The organism is Ewingella sp. C233 (assembly GCF_055407225.1).
In genome coordinates, this window is record NZ_JBUZRI010000001.1 from 406,043 (window position 1) to 425,036 (window position 18,994).

At 52.3% G+C, this 18,994-nt stretch carries 16 protein-coding genes; 6 read left to right on the top strand and 10 right to left on the bottom strand.

Going from position 1 to position 18,994, the window contains the following annotated elements; all coding sequences use genetic code 11:
* Nucleotides 1-6 precede the first annotated feature (6 nt).
* Nucleotides 7-633 (top strand): esterase, encoded by a 627-nt coding sequence (gene ypfH / locus ACZRKO_RS01925; protein ID WP_463735589.1) that lies wholly within the window; start codon nucleotides 7-9, stop codon nucleotides 631-633.
* 81 nt (nucleotides 634-714) lie between these two features.
* On the opposite strand, the gene ACZRKO_RS01930 is transcribed toward ypfH, so the two are convergent.
* From ACZRKO_RS01930 to ACZRKO_RS01955, 6 genes are all read right to left on the bottom strand, one after another.
* Complete coding sequence (locus tag ACZRKO_RS01930) at nucleotides 715-900, bottom strand: YpfN family protein (protein WP_463735590.1); 186 nt, start codon at nucleotides 898-900, stop codon at nucleotides 715-717.
* Nucleotides 901-910: 10 nt separating this feature from the next.
* Nucleotides 911-1,579, bottom strand: a complete 669-nt coding sequence (locus ACZRKO_RS01935) for a M15 family metallopeptidase (RefSeq protein ID WP_463735591.1) — start codon at nucleotides 1,577-1,579, stop codon at nucleotides 911-913.
* Nucleotides 1,576-2,703 carry a succinyl-diaminopimelate desuccinylase gene (dapE, locus tag ACZRKO_RS01940; protein ID WP_463735592.1) on the bottom strand — a complete coding sequence of 376 codons (1,128 nt, stop codon included), beginning with the start codon at nucleotides 2,701-2,703 and terminating at the stop codon, nucleotides 1,576-1,578. Before dapE ends, ACZRKO_RS01935 begins: the two co-directional genes overlap by 4 nt.
* Before the next feature lies 1 nt (nucleotide 2,704).
* Complete coding sequence (locus ACZRKO_RS01945; RefSeq protein ID WP_463735593.1) at nucleotides 2,705-3,088, bottom strand: ArsC family reductase; 384 nt, start codon at nucleotides 3,086-3,088, stop codon at nucleotides 2,705-2,707.
* A gap of 125 nt (nucleotides 3,089-3,213) precedes the next feature.
* Nucleotides 3,214-4,812 carry a toxin-antitoxin system YwqK family antitoxin gene (locus tag ACZRKO_RS01950; RefSeq protein ID WP_463735594.1) on the bottom strand — a complete coding sequence of 533 codons (1,599 nt, stop codon included), beginning with the start codon at nucleotides 4,810-4,812 and terminating at the stop codon, nucleotides 3,214-3,216.
* Nucleotides 4,813-5,048: 236 nt separating this feature from the next.
* Nucleotides 5,049-5,522: a tetratricopeptide repeat protein gene (locus ACZRKO_RS01955; RefSeq protein ID WP_463735595.1), complete on the bottom strand. Its 474-nt coding sequence runs from the start codon at nucleotides 5,520-5,522 to the stop codon at nucleotides 5,049-5,051.
* 259 nt (nucleotides 5,523-5,781) lie between these two features.
* Between ACZRKO_RS01955 and ypfM the strand changes: the two genes are divergently transcribed.
* Nucleotides 5,782-5,841, top strand: coding sequence for a protein YpfM (gene ypfM / locus ACZRKO_RS01960; protein WP_139804174.1), 60 nt, complete (start codon nucleotides 5,782-5,784; stop codon nucleotides 5,839-5,841).
* A gap of 317 nt (nucleotides 5,842-6,158) precedes the next feature.
* Here the strand turns inward: ypfM and acrD are convergent, their stop codons facing one another.
* Entirely contained in the window at nucleotides 6,159-9,317 is a 3,159-nt protein-coding gene (gene acrD / locus ACZRKO_RS01965; RefSeq protein WP_463735596.1) for a multidrug efflux RND transporter permease AcrD, read from the bottom strand.
* Nucleotides 9,318-9,715: 398 nt separating this feature from the next.
* On the opposite strand from acrD, the gene ACZRKO_RS01970 reads away from it, so the two are divergent.
* Together ACZRKO_RS01970 and nudK are read left to right on the top strand one after the other, a co-directional pair.
* A complete protein-coding gene (locus ACZRKO_RS01970) occupies nucleotides 9,716-10,000 on the top strand; it encodes a winged helix-turn-helix domain-containing protein (RefSeq protein WP_463735597.1) in 285 nt (94 codons plus the stop codon).
* 112 nt (nucleotides 10,001-10,112) lie between these two features.
* Nucleotides 10,113-10,688, top strand: coding sequence for a GDP-mannose pyrophosphatase NudK (nudK, locus tag ACZRKO_RS01975; protein ID WP_463735598.1), 576 nt, complete (start codon nucleotides 10,113-10,115; stop codon nucleotides 10,686-10,688).
* A gap of 115 nt (nucleotides 10,689-10,803) precedes the next feature.
* Here the strand turns inward: nudK and ACZRKO_RS01980 are convergent, their stop codons facing one another.
* On the bottom strand, nucleotides 10,804-11,967 hold the full coding sequence (locus ACZRKO_RS01980; protein ID WP_463735599.1) for a hypothetical protein: 1,164 nt from the start codon (nucleotides 11,965-11,967) through the stop codon (nucleotides 10,804-10,806).
* A 215-nt stretch (nucleotides 11,968-12,182) separates the two neighbouring features.
* Here ACZRKO_RS01980 and ACZRKO_RS01985 point away from each other — a divergent pair, with 215 nt between their 5' ends.
* A complete protein-coding gene (locus tag ACZRKO_RS01985) occupies nucleotides 12,183-13,250 on the top strand; it encodes a DUF1176 domain-containing protein (RefSeq protein ID WP_463737441.1) in 1,068 nt (355 codons plus the stop codon).
* Between the two features lie 86 nt (nucleotides 13,251-13,336).
* Here ACZRKO_RS01985 and tkt read toward each other — a convergent pair whose 3' ends face one another.
* Nucleotides 13,337-15,331, bottom strand: a complete 1,995-nt coding sequence (tkt, locus tag ACZRKO_RS01990) for a transketolase (RefSeq protein ID WP_463735600.1) — start codon at nucleotides 15,329-15,331, stop codon at nucleotides 13,337-13,339.
* A gap of 15 nt (nucleotides 15,332-15,346) precedes the next feature.
* The gene (gene tal, locus ACZRKO_RS01995; RefSeq protein WP_463735601.1) at nucleotides 15,347-16,297 is read right to left on the bottom strand and encodes a transaldolase; all 951 of its coding nucleotides are present in this window, start codon (nucleotides 16,295-16,297) and stop codon (nucleotides 15,347-15,349) included.
* 367 nt (nucleotides 16,298-16,664) lie between these two features.
* Here tal and maeB point away from each other — a divergent pair, with 367 nt between their 5' ends.
* Nucleotides 16,665-18,944 carry an NADP-dependent oxaloacetate-decarboxylating malate dehydrogenase gene (gene maeB / locus ACZRKO_RS02000; RefSeq protein ID WP_463735602.1) on the top strand — a complete coding sequence of 760 codons (2,280 nt, stop codon included), beginning with the start codon at nucleotides 16,665-16,667 and terminating at the stop codon, nucleotides 18,942-18,944.
* Nucleotides 18,945-18,994 lie beyond the last annotated feature (50 nt).

Sequence of the window (18,994 nt, forward strand, 5' to 3'; positions counted from 1 at the left end):
ATCACCATGGCCATTGAAAATATCCTCGTCCAGCAGCCGGAAGGCCCGGTGGATAAGCTGATCCTTCTGTTTCACGGGGTAGGTGATAATCCGGTATCGATGGGGGAAATTGGGAAATATTTCGCGGTTGCGTTTCCTCTTGCGCTGGTGGTGAGCATTGGCAGTCCGGATATCTGTGATTTTGGCCGCGGGTTCCAGTGGTTTTCAGTACAGGGTGTGACCGAGAAAAACCGTCAGTCACGTATTAATGCAGCGATGCCATTATTTATCAGCACAGTGCGTGAATGGCAGCAACGCAGTGGCGTAGCGGCGCAAAATACCGTACTGGTCGGGTTCTCACAGGGAACGATAATGGCGCTTGAATCCACCAAGGTGAAGGCCGGACTGGCGGGCAGAATTGTGGCGTTCAGCGGGCGCTTCGGTAATCTGCCTGAAAACCCGATTGATGCCGGAACCGTAATTCATTTCATTCACGGTGAACAGGATCCGGTGATTAATCCGTTTCAGTCAAAAAGCGCTGCCGAACGTCTGACATCACTCGGCAATACGTGCACGCTGGATCTGCAACCAGGTATGGCGCACGGGCTGGACCCGCAGATGATTAATACTGCGCTGGCCTATTTGCGCGGCTAAACAGGTGTTAGTGACGAAGTTTCAGTGAATGAGTATCAATAAAAAAGCAGCCGCAGGGCTGCTTTTTTGGATCTGACAGAATTACTTCTTCTTCGGCCAGTCGTCGTCGTTATCCCACTCAGCATTATTATCGCGATGCGGCGGAACTTCAGGTTTGTCGTTCAGGTACTTTTTAACATCAACACGGTTCAGCTCTTTGACGCCGCTGATGATGATCCCTGCCAGTACGATCAGAATGATCCACCAGTAATCTTTAATCCACTCCATGGCTGACTCCTTAATTAATGGCGATAAAACGCGGGAAGATGGTTGCCAGATGGGCTGTCACCCAGTCTGCACCTGCAACGTCCTGTCCAAGCCAAGCGTTGATAAGAACCTCCGGGGTGAGCTGTACTTCGCACAACTCGGCCAGAGGACGATAACTCAGGTGCCAGGGTTCGACGGATACACCGCCGCGATCCACGGCAAAAGGCCGGTAAAAACCGAACTCATTCATATTAGCTGTAAGCCACTGATTCAGCGCGGCGAAATAACCGCCTTCTTCATATTCCCAGGGCTCCAGCTGCAATTTACTGCCCGCCGGTAGCAATGTCGGATCGTAAATATCCAGATCGCTTCCCCAGTGGTGGCGGCTGGCACCCGGCAGGGCCGACCAGCGCAGGATCAGCTCACAGCGCTCAGCATCGGTCAGCAAACTGACATCAACCGGCTGACTCTGCTTATCTAATACTGGCCGCTCGCCGCAAAATTTGCCATTCCAGATGGCCCGTTGGCGATCGAAATCACGAAATGTGCTGGCCGGTTGCAGATCAAATCCGGCGATACGTGCCGCCGCTTGCATACGGCAAAATGCCTCTGCGGCTTGCGGTTGCAGGCGGTGCGGGCCGTCCCCCAGCGGCACTAAATGTGTCTCGGAACGGCCTGTCAGCATTGCATTATCTATCATGCGACCAGCTGTTCCATGATGCGCTGATACATGCGACTGAGCAGTTGCAGATCAGCGGCGTGTACGCATTCGTTGATTTTATGGATAGTGGCATTGACCGGCCCCAGTTCCACCACCTGCGCGCCCATCAGGGCGATAAAACGCCCGTCTGAGGTGCCGCCGGTGGTTTGCAGTTCTGGCGTGATTTCACTGTAATGGCGCACGGCATTCACCACTGCGTCCACCAGTTCGCCACGCGAAGTGAGGAACGGCTGACCAGAAACCACCCAGTTCAGGGTGTATTGCAGATTATGCCGGTCAAGCAGTTCTGCCACGCGTTGTTTGATCAGAGCGTCGGTCAGTTCGGTGCTGAAACGAAAATTGAACTGCACGTACAGCTCACCCGGAATGACATTATTGCTGCCAGTACCGGCGTTGATATTGGCAATCTGCATGCTGGTTGGCGGGAAGAACTCATTACCGCGATCCCACTCGGTGGCCACCAGTTCATTAAGGGCAGGCATCGCGCGGTGTACCGGGTTATCTGCCAGATGCGGATATGCCACGTGGCCCTGTACGCCGTGAACGTGAAGATTGGCGGTCATGGAGCCACGTCGGCCATTCTTGACAATATCGCCGACGCGGGTGGTGCTGGACGGTTCGCCGACCAGACAGAAGTCCAGCCGTTCGTGGCGTTCCATCAGGGCATTAACCACTTTCACCGTGCCGTTGACCGCACTGGCTTCCTCGTCAGAGGTGATAAGAAACGCCAGGCGCCCTTTGTGGTTCGGGTTGCTGGCGACAAAACGTTCGGCGGCGACCACCATGGCAGCCAGCGAACCTTTCATGTCCGCCGCACCACGTCCATATAACATCCCGTCACGCAGGGCCGGTTCGAAGGGGCCGGTGACCCACAGTTTATGATCGCCGGTTGGCACGACGTCGGTATGTCCGGCAAACGCCAGCGTTTTGCCTTCGCCACGCGTTGCCCAGAAATTCAAGGTATCGCCAAAATTCATGGTTTCGATGTGAAAGCCGATGGCTTTCAATCGCGCGATCATGATCTCCTGACAGCCTGCGTCGTCCGGGCTGAGGGAAGGGCGGCGGATCAGTTGTTGTGCTAAATCGAGTACCGGACAACTCATCTTACTTCACCTCCGCGAGGAACTGCTGATAGCTTTCAGGCTTGAAACCCAACAGTGACTGACCGCTGGCGGCGAGTAATAAAGGGCGTTTAATGATGGCCGGATGTTCCAGCATCAGTGTTTTGGCTGTGGCCTGGTTATCGCAGGCCGCGCGCGTTGCTTCGTCCAGCTTGCGCCAGGTGGTGCCTTTGGTGTTCAGCATCGCTTCCCAGCCCTGCTTATCGATAAGCTGTTGCAGCAGCGCGTCGTCCAGACCGTCGGCCCGGTAATCATGGAAACGATAGCCGGTGCCGTTCTCGTCCAGCCAGCGGCGGGCTTTTTTGACGGTATCGCAATTTTTAATGCCATAAAGGATGAAAGGAACCGCTGAGAATGTGTCTGCCATGGAAAACGTTACCTGTAAACATGATGTCGAGCCGGGCCAGTTTAACGGCCCAAAGTTATTAACAATAATGCGGGAAAACCGAGACAGGATCCAGACGGGAAGGGGCTTAAAGCCCCAGTCTGAACTTATTGAGCATTTTTCTCATCGGATGATTCTTTTGCCGGTCTTTTGATTTCTCGCCCGTTGACGAAAGTGGAGACAGACTGTGGCCTGCCGTCGGCGAAATTATAAATATAGGGGCCGTCCAGCTCGCCATTGCGGTAGCTGCGGTCGGCGCGCAGAGTCACGCCGTCGTCATAATATTCGATTTCATGACCGTTCTGTCTGCCCTGCACATAATCCGCCTGATAAACCATTTTTCCTGCCACGTTGTATTTCTGATATACCCCGTCAGGAATGTCATCTTTGTAATTGATCACCTGGGTCAGCTGGCCGTTTTTATCGCGCCAGCGCAGTTCGCCCTGTCTTTTCCCGCCGGTCAGTTGAACTTGCTGAGTTTCACCGTCGCCGGTTTTCAGTTTCCACACACCGTTGGCTATGCCGTTTACAAACGGGCCTTCGCCGTGTTCTGCAATCCAATAACCTTCACGCCGGTCATCTATGTAAACACCTTTCAGCCAGACCTCTCCCGCCAGACGCCGCTCGCTCGGGCCATTACGCAGATTATGCACATAGGTGTCGAAACCGCTCAGTTCGGCTGTCTCTCCGTCTACGCCGTCAGTAATTTCCCAACGGCCTTCGCGCTGGCTGTTTTTCATCATCCCGCTGGCAGTCTCCTGCTGTGTGCCGATGGTCCAGGGGCCTTGCTGCTGGCCTTCGACAAATTCACCGCTTGTTTCGTAGCGTTGACTGTATGTGACCCATTTCCCGCTGGCGATACCCTTTTTATAAAAGCCGGTCACCAGACCCTCTTCCGGCAGGTAATTGATATACGGCCCGTTCTCGCTGCCGGTGAATCTGGTCGGGTCGGACTGCCAGCTGACGGTGGAGACACGATAGTCTGGCATTGAGCTGTTTATGCCGGATTCCTGACGCAGATAGGTGGCAGTCAGGAACAGTCCGTCTTTTTGGGCGAACGTTTTTTTATAGAAGAAGGTGTCAGGGGCCGGTTGTTTTGTGTCTGAAGAGGGCTCACCGTTGTCGCGATACCAGCCGACGACCTTACCCTGCGTGTGATCCGTTTGATCAAAATCAGCGTTGCCGGATTTTGGGTATTGCGCGCTGTAGTCATACGGTGGCAGTTTGCCGAGCGCACGTTTGACAAGCGTTGAGCTGAGGTCTTTATTATTTCGGACCAGAATGTCCAGAGCCGGTTGTAATTGCGGGACAGAAATATAGCTGCCATCGGGCATATAACGCCAGCCGTGTAGTGCAAACTTGCCCTGATTTTTACTCAATACCAGTGTTATCTGACCTGCACCGTCGACGTCGACGTAAAACACTGATTCGATCGTGGAATTTGGAAAAGTACCGAGCAGATGCGGCAGGTGATCGACACTTTTATCTTCTTGACTGCAAAAACAGTAATAGCCTTTTACTAACTGATTTTCCTGAACAAATACCAGTATGGCGCTGCTATAACGTGCACCGGAAATGATCGGATGCGCCAGCGTTTTGCCCTGATAAAAAGATAATGCACTTTCGTCGGATGCCACCACTGCGGTGCTGACCAGCCCGCCCGTATTCAGCAATACAACACTAATCAGTAACCCTGTTGCTTTCATTCCCTGACCCGTTCCATTGAAAATAATGCGACTAGGTTACATGAAATGATTCTACTGGTTAATTTAATGTTGAATCAATCATTAGCGCATTAAGCCGATGTCCTGTGCGCCTGATAAAATAATGAAGACGATTATTTAATATCAGAACTGTGAAGTTTTATTAATCAATCCGGTCATTAGAATAGCGGGAAAAGAGGCGTTTATTATCGTTATCATGATGAACGTGGTGTCATTTTTTATTCAATACGATCGAGGTCATCACAATAATGGGCAATCACTTTTTGATAGCGACTTATTTCCTGCGACGAGCTATTTTCTGTCATCAGTATTAATAATTGCGACACGGCCAGTTTAGCATGGCCCAAATTATAGAGCGTCATGGCACGGAACATACGAATATCATTGGCATCAGGGAACCGGCGTAATCCTTCATCGAAGGTTTCCAGCGACTCCTGATAACGGCCCAGAGCACGGTAGGTGCTGCCAAGCCCCAGATAAGCGTCGCGTAAATCCTGGCCGCCGAGATGGTGCTTTATTGCTGCCCGATAAAAAGGGATTGCCTGCTGCTCCAGCCCGAGAACGTCATACAGGGAAGCCACTTTGTAAAGCAATTGCGGGTGCTGTGTTTTCGACGACAGCATACTCAGCGCGCTTTGTAACGCATCTTCATAACGGCCCTGACGGCTCAGTTTCTCAATTGTCTGTAGCATGTACACTGACCTTACTCTTTCTTTTGGGATGGAAGCGGGAACAGTTAACGAAGTACGGATGAAGAACTAAAGTCAAATAAAATAGCGCGTCAGGAAGAATTGGGCAATATGTGTCGGGTTTTTAGGATTCACGCTAACGTTATGATTCCTCTGATAACCGATTTTCCCACTGTGATCCTGATTAAGATATCGGTAATTAGAATTGGTTTGGTTAAACTTTCGCCGTATAATCCCGTTCGTTAATTTAAAGGGGAGTATCATGGTCGAACAAGAGTTAGGTAATTGGAAAGACTTTATCGAAGCGATGCTGCGCGGTTAAACGCTCAAAATTTATGAAGATAAAGGTCATCAGGATTGTGTTTGTTGAGTTCGTTGTCATTGTTTAATTTAGCTTTATATTAATATGACACCCGTGGGAAACGGATATATACATACTCATCTTGTAACGGCATACACAGTAATATAAAAAAGTGTGTCCGGATGAAAATTTGTGAACCACTTATTACACCGCAGCTGAACGTTTCGTTTTTGTTATATACAACGTAATACAGCAGTAAAGCCGTTGTTGTTAAAGTGGCTGTAAATAAAAAGGCGCTAACCGAGGTTAGCGCCTTTTTTGTCACCCATTCTCCGCCTTTATTTCTGCGGATCCTGAGTGGTTTCAACGATATCGCCGATCAGCGGCGTCGCCGGATGTTTGATCGGGAAGCGGCGTCGTACCAGCACAAAGAACAGCGGAACGAAGAAGATAGCCAGTACGGTGGCGGAGATCATCCCACCGATAACCCCGGTGCCAACGGCATGCTGACTGGCAGAACCTGCGCCCTGACTGGTCGCCATCGGCAGTACGCCGAACACAAATGCCAGAGACGTCATCAGGATGGGACGTAAGCGCTGACGCGATGCTTCGAGCGTGGCTTCCAGCAACGTCTTGCCCCGCATATTGAGGTCATTGGCAAATTCGACAATCAGAATAGCGTTTTTCGCCGACAGCCCGATGATAGTCAGCATCCCCACCTGGAAGTAAACGTCGTTCTCCAGTCCGCGCAGCCAGGTGGCGATCACCGCACCGATCACCCCCAGCGGCACCACCATCATGACGGAGAACGGTATGGACCAGCTCTCATACAACGCCGCCAGACACAGGAATACGACAAGCAGTGAGATGGCGTATAGCGCCGGAGCTTGCGCACCGGACAGACGTTCCTGATAAGAAAGGCCAGTCCATTCCAGACCAAAACCACTCGGCAGTTTGGCGACCAGCTGTTCCATGTCATCCATCGCGGTACCGCTGCTGACACCCACGGCCGCTTCACCGACAATTTCTACCGCGGAATAACCGTTATAACGCTCAAGGCGTGGCGAACCGGTTTCCCAGTGCGAAGTGGCAAAGGCCGAGAAGGGCACCATGGTGCCGGCGTTATTGCGCACGAACCATTTGTTCACGTCATCAGGCATCATGCGGAACGGCGCTTCCGCCTGTACGTAGACTTTCTTCACGCGGCCACGGTCAACGAAGTCATTGACGTAAGTCGAACCCCAGGCGGTGCTCAATGTACTGTTGATATTCGCAACTGAAACGCCAAGCGCCTGCGCTTTGGTCTGATCAATATCGATTTGCAACTGCGGGCTGTCATCCAGACCGTTATGGCGGACACGGCTCAGATTGCTGTTTTTCGCCGTCATTTCCAGCAACTGGTCGCGCGCGGCCATCAGGGCGTCATGGCCGTTGCCTGCGTGGTCCTGCAATTCCATATCAAAACCGGCAGACGTCCCGAGACCGTTAATGGCCGGTGGTCCGCTGGCGATCACCCGCGCTTCTTTTATGTGTTTAAACTCTTTAGTGGCCCGCTCGATAATATCAAACACGGAGTTCTTGCCGGAGGTGCGCGAATCCCAATCGGTCAGGCTGATAAAGAGACGGGCAACGTTCTGGCCATTACCGCCCGGACCTGCGCCCAGCGTGGAGAACACCGAAACGACGTCTTTTTTCTCATCGGTCAGGAAGTAGTGTTCGATCTTTTCGACCACTTTCTGCGTTTGTTGCAACGTAGAACCCGGCGGCAACTGAACCTGCACCGTCAGCACGCCCTGATCTTCCTGCGGCAGGAAGGAGGTCGGCAGTTTGACGAACAGGAAAGCCAGAATGCCCAGAATCAGCAGATAACCCAGCATGTAGCGCAAGCTGTGTTTGAGCACGCTGCCCACGCCTTTTTCATATCGGTTGGCATTGCGGTCAAACATGCGGTTAAACCAGCCGAAGAAACCGGTTTTTCCGTGATGGTGTCCTTTAGCTATGGGCTTTAATAGCGTCGAGCAGAGTGCCGGGGTGAGCGTCAGGGCCACAAACACTGACAGCACCATGGCGGCGACAATTGTTATGGAGAACTGGCGGTAAATGGCGCCGGTGGTGCCGCCAAAGAAGGCCATCGGAATAAATACCGCTGAAAGCACCATGGTAATACCGACCAGTGCACTTTGAATCTGCCCCATTGACTTGCGCGTGGCTTCTCTGGGGCTCAGCCCCTCCTCGCTCATCACGCGTTCGACGTTTTCCACCACCACGATGGCATCATCCACCAGTAGCCCGATGGCGAGTACCATGGCGAACATCGTCAGGGTGTTAATCGTATAACCGAACTGATGCAGCACCACAAAAGTGCCGAGCAGAACCACCGGCACGGCGATGGTCGGGATAAGCGTCGCGCGGAAATTTTGCAGGAACAGGTACATCACCAGGAACACCAGCACGATCGCTTCAAAGAGCGTTTTTACTACGTCGGTGATCGCGGCTTTGACAAACGGCGTCGTTTCGTAGGCAATGCGGGTTTCCAGACCGTGCGGGAAGTACTTCTCCAGCTCAGACAGACGTGCGCGAACCAGTTTATCGGTTTCCAGCTCATTCGCACCAGACGCCAGCTGCACGCCCATACCGGAAGCAGCCTGACCGTTATAACGGCTCAGAATGCTGTAGTCTTCAGCCCCCAATCCAATTACCGAGACATCACCGAGTTTGACCTGTGATCCATCCTGATTCACCCGCAACGTAATATCGCGGAACTGCTGCGGGGTCTGCAACTGCGACTGGGCGTTAACGGTGGCATTCAGCGCCTGAAAATCGACGGAAGGTGCGCCGCCTAACTGACCGACGGCGACCTGGCTGTTCTGCGCTTCAATGGCAGAAACCACATCGCTGGTGGTCAGCTGGTAATTATTGAGTTTGTTCGGGTCGAGCCAGACGCGCATGGCATATTGTGAACCGTAGGCGGTGATGCTGCCCACGCCATCGATACGGCTCAGCGGATCCTGAATATTCGAGGCAACATAGTCGGCAATATCCTGCTTATCCATACTGCCGTCGGTGGAGACGAACGCCACGGTCATCAGGTTGGTATCACCGGTTTTCGACACGGTCACGCCCTGAGTTTGTACATCTTGTGGCAAACGCTTCAGCGCCTGTTGTAGCTGGTTTTGCACCTGCTGTAGTGCTTCGTTCGGGTCAGTGCCAGCGATAAAGCTCAGGGTTATCTGTGACTTACCGTTGTTGCTGCTCTGAGAGGACATGTACATCAGGTTGTCTAACCCGGTCATGTTCTGCTCAATGATCTGAGTAACGGTGTTCTCCAGCGTCTGGGCGGAAGCCCCCGGATAGGTCGCTGATATGCGCACGTTTGGCGGTGCTAAATCGGGATATTGCTCAATAGGTAAAGAGTGAATGGCCAGCGCACCGGACAGGGAAAGAATGATCGCCAAAACCCAGGCAAAAATTGGGCGATCGATGAAAAAGTTGGCCATGCGTCAAAAACCTCGTTATCACCCCAGACGGAGCGACGAACATCAGTAAATAAACAGAATTACTGCCACCCGCTGGGTGACGTTATATCCTGACAAGTTGATAAACGCTAAAAAGGGAATTCCCCTGAGCGCCGATGTCTTCGCATCGAAAAATAATCCCGTACGCCAAAATGATGTCACAACACAGATGTCGATGGTGTCACAACATTATGCATAAGCACTTTACCCGTTGGTCTGGAAGAAAACGTGGAGAAATAAAGGAGATAATGTAAAAAAGAATAGCTCTGACACATTATCCGGCCGACAATTTTCTTACTCTCAGACTACTATTTGATGAACAGGTCATGAAGTATAAAACGATAATGCAATCAAAAAACAACAGAGAACAGGAGTTATTGATGGGGCTGAATTCGGTATTTGCCCGCCGGCTGTATGTCTGCTGGTTATTGAAAAGCGAACAACGGCCTAATGTCCCTAAATTAATGGCGTTGACCGGTTGGCCAAGACGAACCCTGCAAGACGTACTGAAAGCCTTGCCCGGTATGGGCGTTGAACTGGAGTTTATTCAACAGGGTATTCGAAACAATGACGGCTATTATCAGCTCAACGGCTGGGGACCGCTGGACGCGCAGTGGATAGAGAAGAACTGTGAACTGATCCTCAATGCTATCGCACAGGGCTAGCCGCTATTACATTGCAGCGAAATAAAAAACGCACTATTTACATTGGCATACTGCGCACAAGGCACTTATGATGACTGGCTTCACTCATCCACCTTTTGAGCGGGGACGCGGAATGTCATCGAAGATTGAAAATATCCAAACCCAGTTACTTTCAGATAACTGGTATGTTCTGCGCAAATATACCTACGATTTGATCAAACAAAATGGTGAATGTCAGCCGCAGGTCCGTGAAGTTTACGACCGTGGTAACGGCGCCACTATTTTGCTTTATAACCGCCCTAAAAAAACCGTTTTATTGATTAATCAGTTCCGCATGCCGACCTATGTCAACGGCAATGCCAGCGGGATGCTGCTGGAAACCTGCGCCGGTCTGCTGGATAACGATTCGCCGGAAGATTGCATTCGCAAAGAGGCCATCGAAGAAACCGGCTATGTGATTGGCAAGGTGGAGAAGCTTTTTGAAGCTTACATGTCACCGGGCAGCGTAACAGAAGTGGTACATTTTTTTGCTGCCGAGTATGACGAATCTCAGCGCGCTACTGCTGGTGGGGGTGTGGAGGATGAAGATATTGAAGTTCTGGAGCTGCCGTTTACTCAGGCTCTGGAGATGATAAAAGACGGACGCATTAAAGACGGTAAAACCATCATGCTGCTGCATTACGCGCAAAATCAGGGCTGGATGGCATAAGTTGAATAACACTGCACCCGTTCCCGTCGTGATAAAAGCAAAAGGGCCGTAAGGCCCTTAATGATTTATGTATTTTTACCCCGTTCACATTTTCGCCCGATCAGTTGCCGTTAGGTCATGGCAACATCAACCTGCCGCTATGGCCCCTCATCGCTGACCACGGCAATATTGACCAGTCCGGGCTTTCGCATGAGCGCATCACGCGGGGGAAGGTCGGACCGAAATAGATGCCCTTAGCCGTGAAATACCAGGCCGGGAAATGCCAGATCTGTGGGTCGGAATAATCACAGTCGTCGTCGCTGTCTTCGGTTGGTTTCGCCATCTCTTTCGGGTGCGCAATCGTCATCTGCTTGGTCAGCCAGGGGGCCAGTGATTTCTCTCGATATTCCGCGAAGGTATCAAAATCGACATCACTGTTGCCTGCTGATGCGCGGTCTTCCGCTTCAATGTAATGAATAGGTTTGCCTTCACCGACCCAAAGCAAATCTTCGAGCGATAATGGCTCCGCCGTTTTGGCGTTAAGATTCACGGGTGCTTCGCCAAAATCAGGATGCGCTCCGCCGCAGTCATAGTTGGTGAAAACGCTGATACTGACCACGTCCTTATTCATAAAGGTTGGCGTGACGGTCTGGCTGTACTCGCCTTCGCCAAACCGACTGGCGCTTAACATGCAGGCATGCAAGCCAATGACTTCCTGCCAGAGGCGGGCGCGAAGTTTTTGATTAATGGCCTCAAGCTCTTTTTCCGGATACCCCGAAGTAATGTCGAATAAGCTTATCTGCGACTGCGGCTCACTCCACCATTGCAGTGTATAACCCATGAACTGCTGCCTTTTGCCTTCCACCAAACTCAGGCCTGATAAACGTAAATATTCGTACGGATCGCTGTGTATCAGCGAACCCGGATAGCTATCATCGGCGGAATCCGGCAGTACGGCCGGTGTCAGAAGCAGTGGCAGTGATTTACCCGCAGTGTCGGTCCAGGTTCCCCGCCAGTTGCCCTGATCATCATGATCCAGCGTCAGGGCAGGACGAGGTGTGTCGTCAAAATCATCTGCACCTTCATTCAGACTTAATTCGTTATCTTTAAGTGTTCCGTTAAGCGGAAGGTCCAGCCGGTGTTTTTGATAAAAATAGCGCCCCGTGATCTCATCGGGTTTGTTCAGGTCGAGCTCCATCACGATATTGGCTTTGCCCAGTGTCCCGGTAAACACCGAAAGGGGTTCTTCGGCAAAAGCAGACAATGAAAAAAGCATCATCGATATAATCCAAAACTTCATCCGTTTCTCCTGAAAAATGAGGTTTATCCTTTCGTACCTTTTTGCTTATCTGTTTTTAGATTTCTTCTACCACAGAATATCAGCCTCAGGGGCGAGTTAATGTGTCGACGCCGATTTTTTTGTTGGGTATTTGATAATTGTGCAATTTATGTCATTGCCCGGTACCCTCATACGCTATTATCAGGACGATGAATTCGCAAAAAGAGCAGAACGTGATGACTTCCCATTGGATAACCGCCCCCCTATTTTTGCTGACTTGCCTGCTGGCCGGTAACGTTCAGGCTGACCCGTTGCAGGCTGTCTACAATGACTGGCAGGTCAGTTGCGATAACCTGAATCACTGTACGACGCGCAATTCGCAGGATGGTCAGGAGCTGGTATTGAAAATTACCCGCGAAGCCGGAGCCGAAGGGCGCTCATCAGTTAAAATTGAGTATCAACCCAATGGTGACGAGCAAAGTTCCGGGCAGCCTATCGTGAATCGTTTACAACTTGATGGCAAAACCCTGACGTTTAATCATCGGGAATGGGATGTCAGTAAAAAAGAGCTCTCCACCAGCAACCGTGTGGTGGTCAATGAATTCATCAATGGTATTCGTGACGGCAAGGCGATTCAACTGAGTGGCAAACTGGAGTCGCCACAAACGGCGCATCCGGCTATTTCGCTTAAAGGTCTGAAAGCGGCCCTGTTGGCGATTGACGCCCAGCAGGGCCGCGTCGGCACGAAATCAGCCTGGATCAGCCGGGGGGCGAAACCTCTGAGCACGGTTCCCGCTGCCCCAGCGGCACCCGCTAAACCCCACTTTAGTGAACCTCATCCACTGAGCGATACAGAAATTTCCGCCATCACGCAGAATGTCGCCGCGACGATTGATAACAACGATTGCAGCCTCGAGCCTTCTGAGCGGGAAGTCCATCTGTTTGCCCTGAGCAATGATAAAGCGCTGATGACGGTCAATTGCGATATGGGAGCTTATAACCTGTTTGTTCTGGGCTTCACCGTTTCCCGTCAGGCACCTTACAAAGCGGATGATTTGACACTGAGCATGCCGTTTAAATTGGGGGATGACGAACAGTCACCGGAGCTGATTAATGCTGACTTTGACCAGAAAACCGGCGAACTTTCGACCTTTGATAAAGGCCGTGGAATTGGTGACTGCGGCGTAGCATCCCGTTGGATCTATGACGGAAAAGAGTTCCAGCTCACTTCGTTTGCCTCGGAGCCCAGCTGCGATGGCTACAACACTAGCGGCGAGTGGCCGGTGTTATGGGTAACCCAATAGTCTGAAATGGCCGAACTCAGCAGGGGATTCAGGCGTAAAAAAGCACCCTATCGGGTGCTTTTTAGATCAAACATCACACATACATGCTATTTCAGCAGCGCCTGTGTTTTCGCAACGATGTTATCAGCGGTGAAACCAAACTCTTTAAACAGCTCTTCCGCCGGGGCTGACTCGCCAAAGCTGGTCATGCCAACGATGGCGCCATTCAAGCCCACATATTTGTACCAGTAATCTGCAATACCTGCTTCGACCGCCACGCGTGCGGTGACCGCCTTCGGCAGCACAGATTCACGGTACGCTGCATCCTGTTTGTCAAAGGCATCGGTAGACGGCATGGACACCACGCGTACTTTCGTACCCGCTGCAGCCAGTTTGTCTGCCGCTTCCACGGTGATACCCACTTCGGAACCCGTGGCAATCAGGATCACATCCGGTGTCCCACCAGAGTCTTTCAGCACATAACCCCCGCGCACAATGTTCGCTAATTGCTCTTTGCTGCGTGGCTGTTGTGTCAGGTTCTGACGGGAGAGGATCAACGCTGCCGGGCCATCGTTGCGCTCGATCGCGTATTTCCACGCCACGGCGGTTTCGACCTGATCTGCCGGGCGCCACATGCTCATGTTAGGCGTGACACGCAGGCTGGCCATTTGTTCGACGGGCTGGTGCGTCGGGCCATCTTCACCCAAACCGATAGAGTCATGGGTGTAGACGAACACGTTGCGGATCTTCATCAGTGCTGCCATGCGCACCGCGTTGCGGGCATATTCCACGAACATCAGGAAAGTCGCTGAATAGGGCAGGAACCCTCCGTGCAGCGCGACGCCGTTGGAAATCGCCGTCATGCCGAATTCACGTACGCCGTAGTGGATGTAGTTACCGGCCAGATCGTCACCCAGTGACTTCGAGCCAGACCAGATAGTCAGGTTGCTTGGCGCGAGGTCAGCAGAACCGCCAAGGAATTCAGGCAACACTTTCCCGAAGATTTCCAGCGTATTTTGTGAGGCTTTACGACTGGCAATGCTGGCAGGTTTTGCCTGCAGCTCTTCGATAAATTTCTGTGCATCGGCCTGCCAGTTTTCAGGCAGTTCACCGCTCACGCGACGTTTGAACTCTTTTGCCAGATCAGGGTGGGCTTTGGCGTAGGCGGCGAATTTTTCGTTCCACGCCGACTCTTTCGCTTTTCCAGCCGGTTTGGCATCCCAGTCAGCATAGATATCCTGCGGGATTTCGAACGGCGGCGAGTTCCAGCCCAGATGCTTACGGGTGGCGGCAACTTCGTCATCGCCAAGTGCTGCGCCATGTGCGCCATGTGTCCCGGCCTTGTTGGGTGAACCAAAGGCGATCACTGTTTTACACAACAGCAATGATGGTTTGTCTTTCTCGCTGTGCGCTTCGTCGATAGCTTTTTTGATGGCGTCTGAGTCGTGGCCATCAATGCCACGGATCACATGCCAGCCATAGGCTTCGAAACGTTTGGCGGTGTCATCGGTAAACCAGCCTTCTACGTGGCCGTCGATAGAGATCCCGTTGTCATCATAAAACGCAGTCAGTTTGCCGAGTTTCATGGTGCCTGCCAATGAGCAGGCTTCGTGGGAAATACCTTCCATCATGCAACCATCACCCATAAAGGCGTAGGTATGATGGTCGACGACGTCATGACCAGGGCGGTTGAACTGCGCGCCCAGCGTGCGTTCAGCTATCGCAAAACCCACAGCGTTGGCGATACCCTGACCCAGCGGGCCGGTGGTGGTTTCAACACCCGGCGTATAGCCGTATTCAGGGTGACCCGGTGTTTTGGAGTGTAACTGGCGGAAGTTTTTCAGCTCTTCCATCGGCAAATCGTAGCCTGTGAGATGCAACAGGCTGTAAATAAGCATGGAGCCATGGCCGTTAGACATGATGAAACGGTCGCGGTCAGCCCAGTGAGGATTGGCCGGATTATGGTTCATGTAGTCGCGCCACAGGACTTCGGCAATATCAGCCATGCCCATCGGGGCGCCGGGGTGGCCGGAGTTGGCTTTCTGGACTGCATCCATACTCAGTGCGCGGATTGCATTGGCTAGCTCTTTACGAGAGGGCATTTTCTACTCCCTTAATTAAAGTTCGGCGGACAGCATATCTTCCAACTTCTGCTGGTCGACGGCGAAGGCGCGGATACCTTCTGCCAGTTTTTCAACGGCCATCGGATCCTGATTATGCTCCCAGCGGAACTCGGCTTCTTTGAGTGGGGCAGGTTGTTTGAGGCCTTTGGTGGATGTCTGTAGTTTTCGTTCCACCGGCTCATGACTGGTTTTGAGTTCTTCCAGCAGGTTTGGCGAGATGGTCAGGCGATCACAGCCTGCCAGCGCTAGAATTTGTTCAACTTTACGGAAGCTGGCACCCATGATCACGGTCTGATATTTGTGGGATTTGTAATATTCGTAAATGTCGCGGACAGACTTCACGCCCGGATCTTTTTCCACGTTATATTCTGCGGCGGGTTCTTTGGCTTTGTACCAGTCATAGATGCGCCCGACGAAAGGGGAGATGAGATAGACACCCGCTTCGGCGCAGGCACGCGCCTGAGCAAAGGAGAACAGCAGCGTCAGGTTACAGTTGATGCCTTCTTTCTCCAGTTCCTCGGCGGCTTTAATGCCTTCCCAGGTTGACGCCAGTTTGATCAGGATGCGTGATTTATCCACGCCCTGCTCTTTGTACATGGCAATCAGTTTGCGGGCTTTGGCGAGGCACTGCTCGCGGTCAAATGACATCCGGGCATCGACTTCGGTCGAAATACGGCCTGGGACGCTTTTCAGAATTTCCAGACCGATATTGACGGCCAGACGGTCACTGGCATTGATCACCTGTGTCTCTTTGCTGCCACCCTGCTTGCGGGCGTACTCCAGCGCGTCTTTGATCAGTCCCTGATACTGAGGCAAACCGGCAGCTTTAAGGATCAGGGAAGGGTTGGTGGTGGCATCTTGAGGTTCGAAATGACGGATAGATTCAATGTCACCGCTGTCGGCAACGACGGTAGTCAGCTTTTTGAGGGCGTCTAACTGGTTCATTCCAATTCTCCTTAGCAAGAAAAAACGATACAGCAATATGGCCGTTCGACTCTTTTCGTAGGGCTCTTACCCTGCATCATTCTGTTAACAATTTGAATGCGCTATTTCTGATTGTTGTAATGGGTGAGAGCAATGAGAACGCAAAAGCCTACGCAAGGCTGAGCTTTCAGCCTGAGTTGCGCAAGAGGGAACTTTAAGCTTAGTCAAAATTTGCGAGACGTCTTCCGCGAATGAAAATTAATCGATGTAACGCGCCAGTTTTGGTCGTGCTTCATGGTTTGGCGTGGCAGGTTCTCTATACTTAATAGCGTGAAAGGTGACTAACAACCTTCCTTGTTCCCCTACAAAAACAAAAAAGGACCCTACGATGGACGAACAACTCAAGCAAAGTGCGCTCGACTTCCATGAGTTCCCGGTACCGGGAAAAATTCAGGTCTCCCCAACCAAACCGCTCGCTACCCAGCGTGATCTGGCGCTGGCCTATTCTCCGGGTGTCGCGGCTCCTTGTCTGGAAATTCAGAAAGACCCGCTGGCAGCCTACAAATACACGGCCAAGGGCAATCTGGTGGCGGTGATTTCCAACGGCACGGCGGTGCTTGGCCTGGGTAACATTGGCGCACTGGCGGGTAAGCCGGTGATGGAAGGCAAGGGCGTGCTGTTTAAGAAATTTGCGGGCATTGACGTATTTGATATCGAAATCGATGAACTGGATCCCGATAAGCTCATCGACATTATTGCCTCGCTGGAACCGACGTTCGGCGGCGTTAATCTTGAAGACATCAAAGCCCCTGAATGTTTTTACATTGAGCAAAAACTGCGTGAGCGCATGAAGATCCCGGTCTTCCACGATGACCAGCACGGTACGGCGATCATCTGTACGGCGGCGGTGCTAAACGGTCTGCGCGTGGTCGGGAAAAGTATTTCCGACGTGCGGCTGGTGGTATCAGGCGCCGGTGCGGCGGCCATTGCTTGCCTCAATTTACTGGTGGCGCTGGGTCTGAAGGCTCACAACATTGTTGCCTGCGATTCACGCGGTGTGATTTATAAAGGCCGTGAAGAGAACATGGCAGAAACTAAAGCGGCCTACGCCATTGAAGATAACGGTCAGCGCACCCTGGCGGACGTTATTGCTGATGCGGATATTTTCCTCGGCTGTTCCGGCCCCGGCGTGCTGACGCAGGAGATGGTAAAGCTCATGGCGAAAAGCCCGCTGATTCTGGCGCTGGCTAACCCTGAACCCGAGATTTTACCGCCGCTTGCCAAAGCGGTTCGTCCTGACGCTATTATTTGCACCGGGCGCTCCGATTACCCCAATCAGGTCAATAACGTGCTGTGCTTCCCGTTCCTGTTCCGTGGTGCGCTGGATGTCGGTGCGACGGTCATTAACGAAGAGATGAAGCTGGCCTGCGTTCATGCGATTGCCGATCTTGCAATGGCCGAACAGAGCGACGTTGTGGCTTCGGCTTATGGCGAAGAGGAACTCTCTTTCGGGCCCGAATACCTGATTCCAAAGCCTTTTGACCCGCGTTTAATCGTGAAAATTGCGCCTGCGGTGGCGAAAGCCGCGATGGACTCCGGCGTGGCGACAAGGCCCATCAAAGATTTTGATGCCTATGTCGAAAAACTGTCCGAGTTTATCTACAAAACCAATCTGTTTATGAAGCCGATTTTTTCTCAGGCCAAAAAGGACGCCAAACGCATCGTTATGGCGGAGGGAGAAGAGGAGCGGGTGCTGCAGGCCACGCAGGAACTGGTGACGCTGGGGCTGGCGAAACCCATTCTTGTCGGGCGTCCGAGCGTTATCGATATGCGTCTTAAAAAGCTGGGATTACAGATTCAGGCAGGCAAGGATTTTGAGGTAGTAAACAACGAATCCGATCCGCGCTTTAATGAATACTGGCGCGAATATTACGAGCTAATGAAGCGCCGGGGTGTGTCACAAGAGCAGGCGCGCCGGGCAGTCATTGGTAACCCAACGCTGATTGCCGCCATCATGCTGTTACGCGGTGAGGCGGATGCGATGATTTGCGGCACCATCGGCACTTACCATGAGCATTATGACGTGGTGGAAAAGGTCTTTGGTTTCCGCGAAGGGGTTAGCGTGGCCGGTGCCATGAATGCTTTACTGCTGCCGAGCGGGAATACGTTTATTGCCGATACCTACGTCAACGATGACCCGACGCCGGAACAACTGGCTGACATCACCCTGATGGCGGCAGAAACGGTACGCCGCTTCGGTATAGAGCCGAAAGTGGCACTGCTGTCGCACTCCAGTTTTGGCACTTCAGATTGCCCGGCGGCGCGTAAAATGCGCAGAGCGCTGGAACTGGTGAATCAGATGGCACCCGACCTTGAAATTGACGGTGAGATGCACGGTGATGCTGCGCTGGTGGAAAGTATCCGTCAGGACATCATGCCCGATAGCCCGCTGAAAGGAGCGGCCAATATCCTCATCATGCCTAACATGGAAGCGGCTCGTATCAGTTATAACCTGTTGCGGGTGTCCAGTTCTGAAGGGGTTACCGTCGGGCCGGTGCTGATGGGAGTGTCAAAACCGGTACATATTCTGACGCCGATCGCCTCCGTGCGTCGCATCGTCAATATGGTGGCGCTGGCCGTCGTGGAGGCGCAAACCGAACCTTTATGAATGTGAGCATTACGCTGTGACAACATGATAATGGGCGCCGTTTCGGCGCC

Coding starts and splice junctions, on each gene's coding strand:
- ypfH (WP_463735589.1), top strand. CDS start 7: ATGGCCATTGAAAATATCCTCGTCCAGCAGCCGGAAGGCCCGGTGGAT.
- ACZRKO_RS01930 (WP_463735590.1), bottom strand. CDS start 900: ATGGAGTGGATTAAAGATTACTGGTGGATCATTCTGATCGTACTGGCA.
- ACZRKO_RS01935 (WP_463735591.1), bottom strand. CDS start 1,579: ATGATAGATAATGCAATGCTGACAGGCCGTTCCGAGACACATTTAGTG.
- dapE (WP_463735592.1), bottom strand. CDS start 2,703: ATGAGTTGTCCGGTACTCGATTTAGCACAACAACTGATCCGCCGCCCT.
- ACZRKO_RS01945 (WP_463735593.1), bottom strand. CDS start 3,088: ATGGCAGACACATTCTCAGCGGTTCCTTTCATCCTTTATGGCATTAAA.
- ACZRKO_RS01950 (WP_463735594.1), bottom strand. CDS start 4,812: ATGAAAGCAACAGGGTTACTGATTAGTGTTGTATTGCTGAATACGGGC.
- ACZRKO_RS01955 (WP_463735595.1), bottom strand. CDS start 5,522: ATGCTACAGACAATTGAGAAACTGAGCCGTCAGGGCCGTTATGAAGAT.
- acrD (WP_463735596.1), bottom strand. CDS start 9,317: ATGGCCAACTTTTTCATCGATCGCCCAATTTTTGCCTGGGTTTTGGCG.
- ACZRKO_RS01970 (WP_463735597.1), top strand. CDS start 9,716: ATGGGGCTGAATTCGGTATTTGCCCGCCGGCTGTATGTCTGCTGGTTA.
- nudK (WP_463735598.1), top strand. CDS start 10,113: ATGTCATCGAAGATTGAAAATATCCAAACCCAGTTACTTTCAGATAAC.
- ACZRKO_RS01980 (WP_463735599.1), bottom strand. CDS start 11,967: ATGAAGTTTTGGATTATATCGATGATGCTTTTTTCATTGTCTGCTTTT.
- ACZRKO_RS01985 (WP_463737441.1), top strand. CDS start 12,183: ATGACTTCCCATTGGATAACCGCCCCCCTATTTTTGCTGACTTGCCTG.
- tkt (WP_463735600.1), bottom strand. CDS start 15,331: ATGCCCTCTCGTAAAGAGCTAGCCAATGCAATCCGCGCACTGAGTATG.
- tal (WP_463735601.1), bottom strand. CDS start 16,297: ATGAACCAGTTAGACGCCCTCAAAAAGCTGACTACCGTCGTTGCCGAC.
- maeB (WP_463735602.1), top strand. CDS start 16,665: ATGGACGAACAACTCAAGCAAAGTGCGCTCGACTTCCATGAGTTCCCG.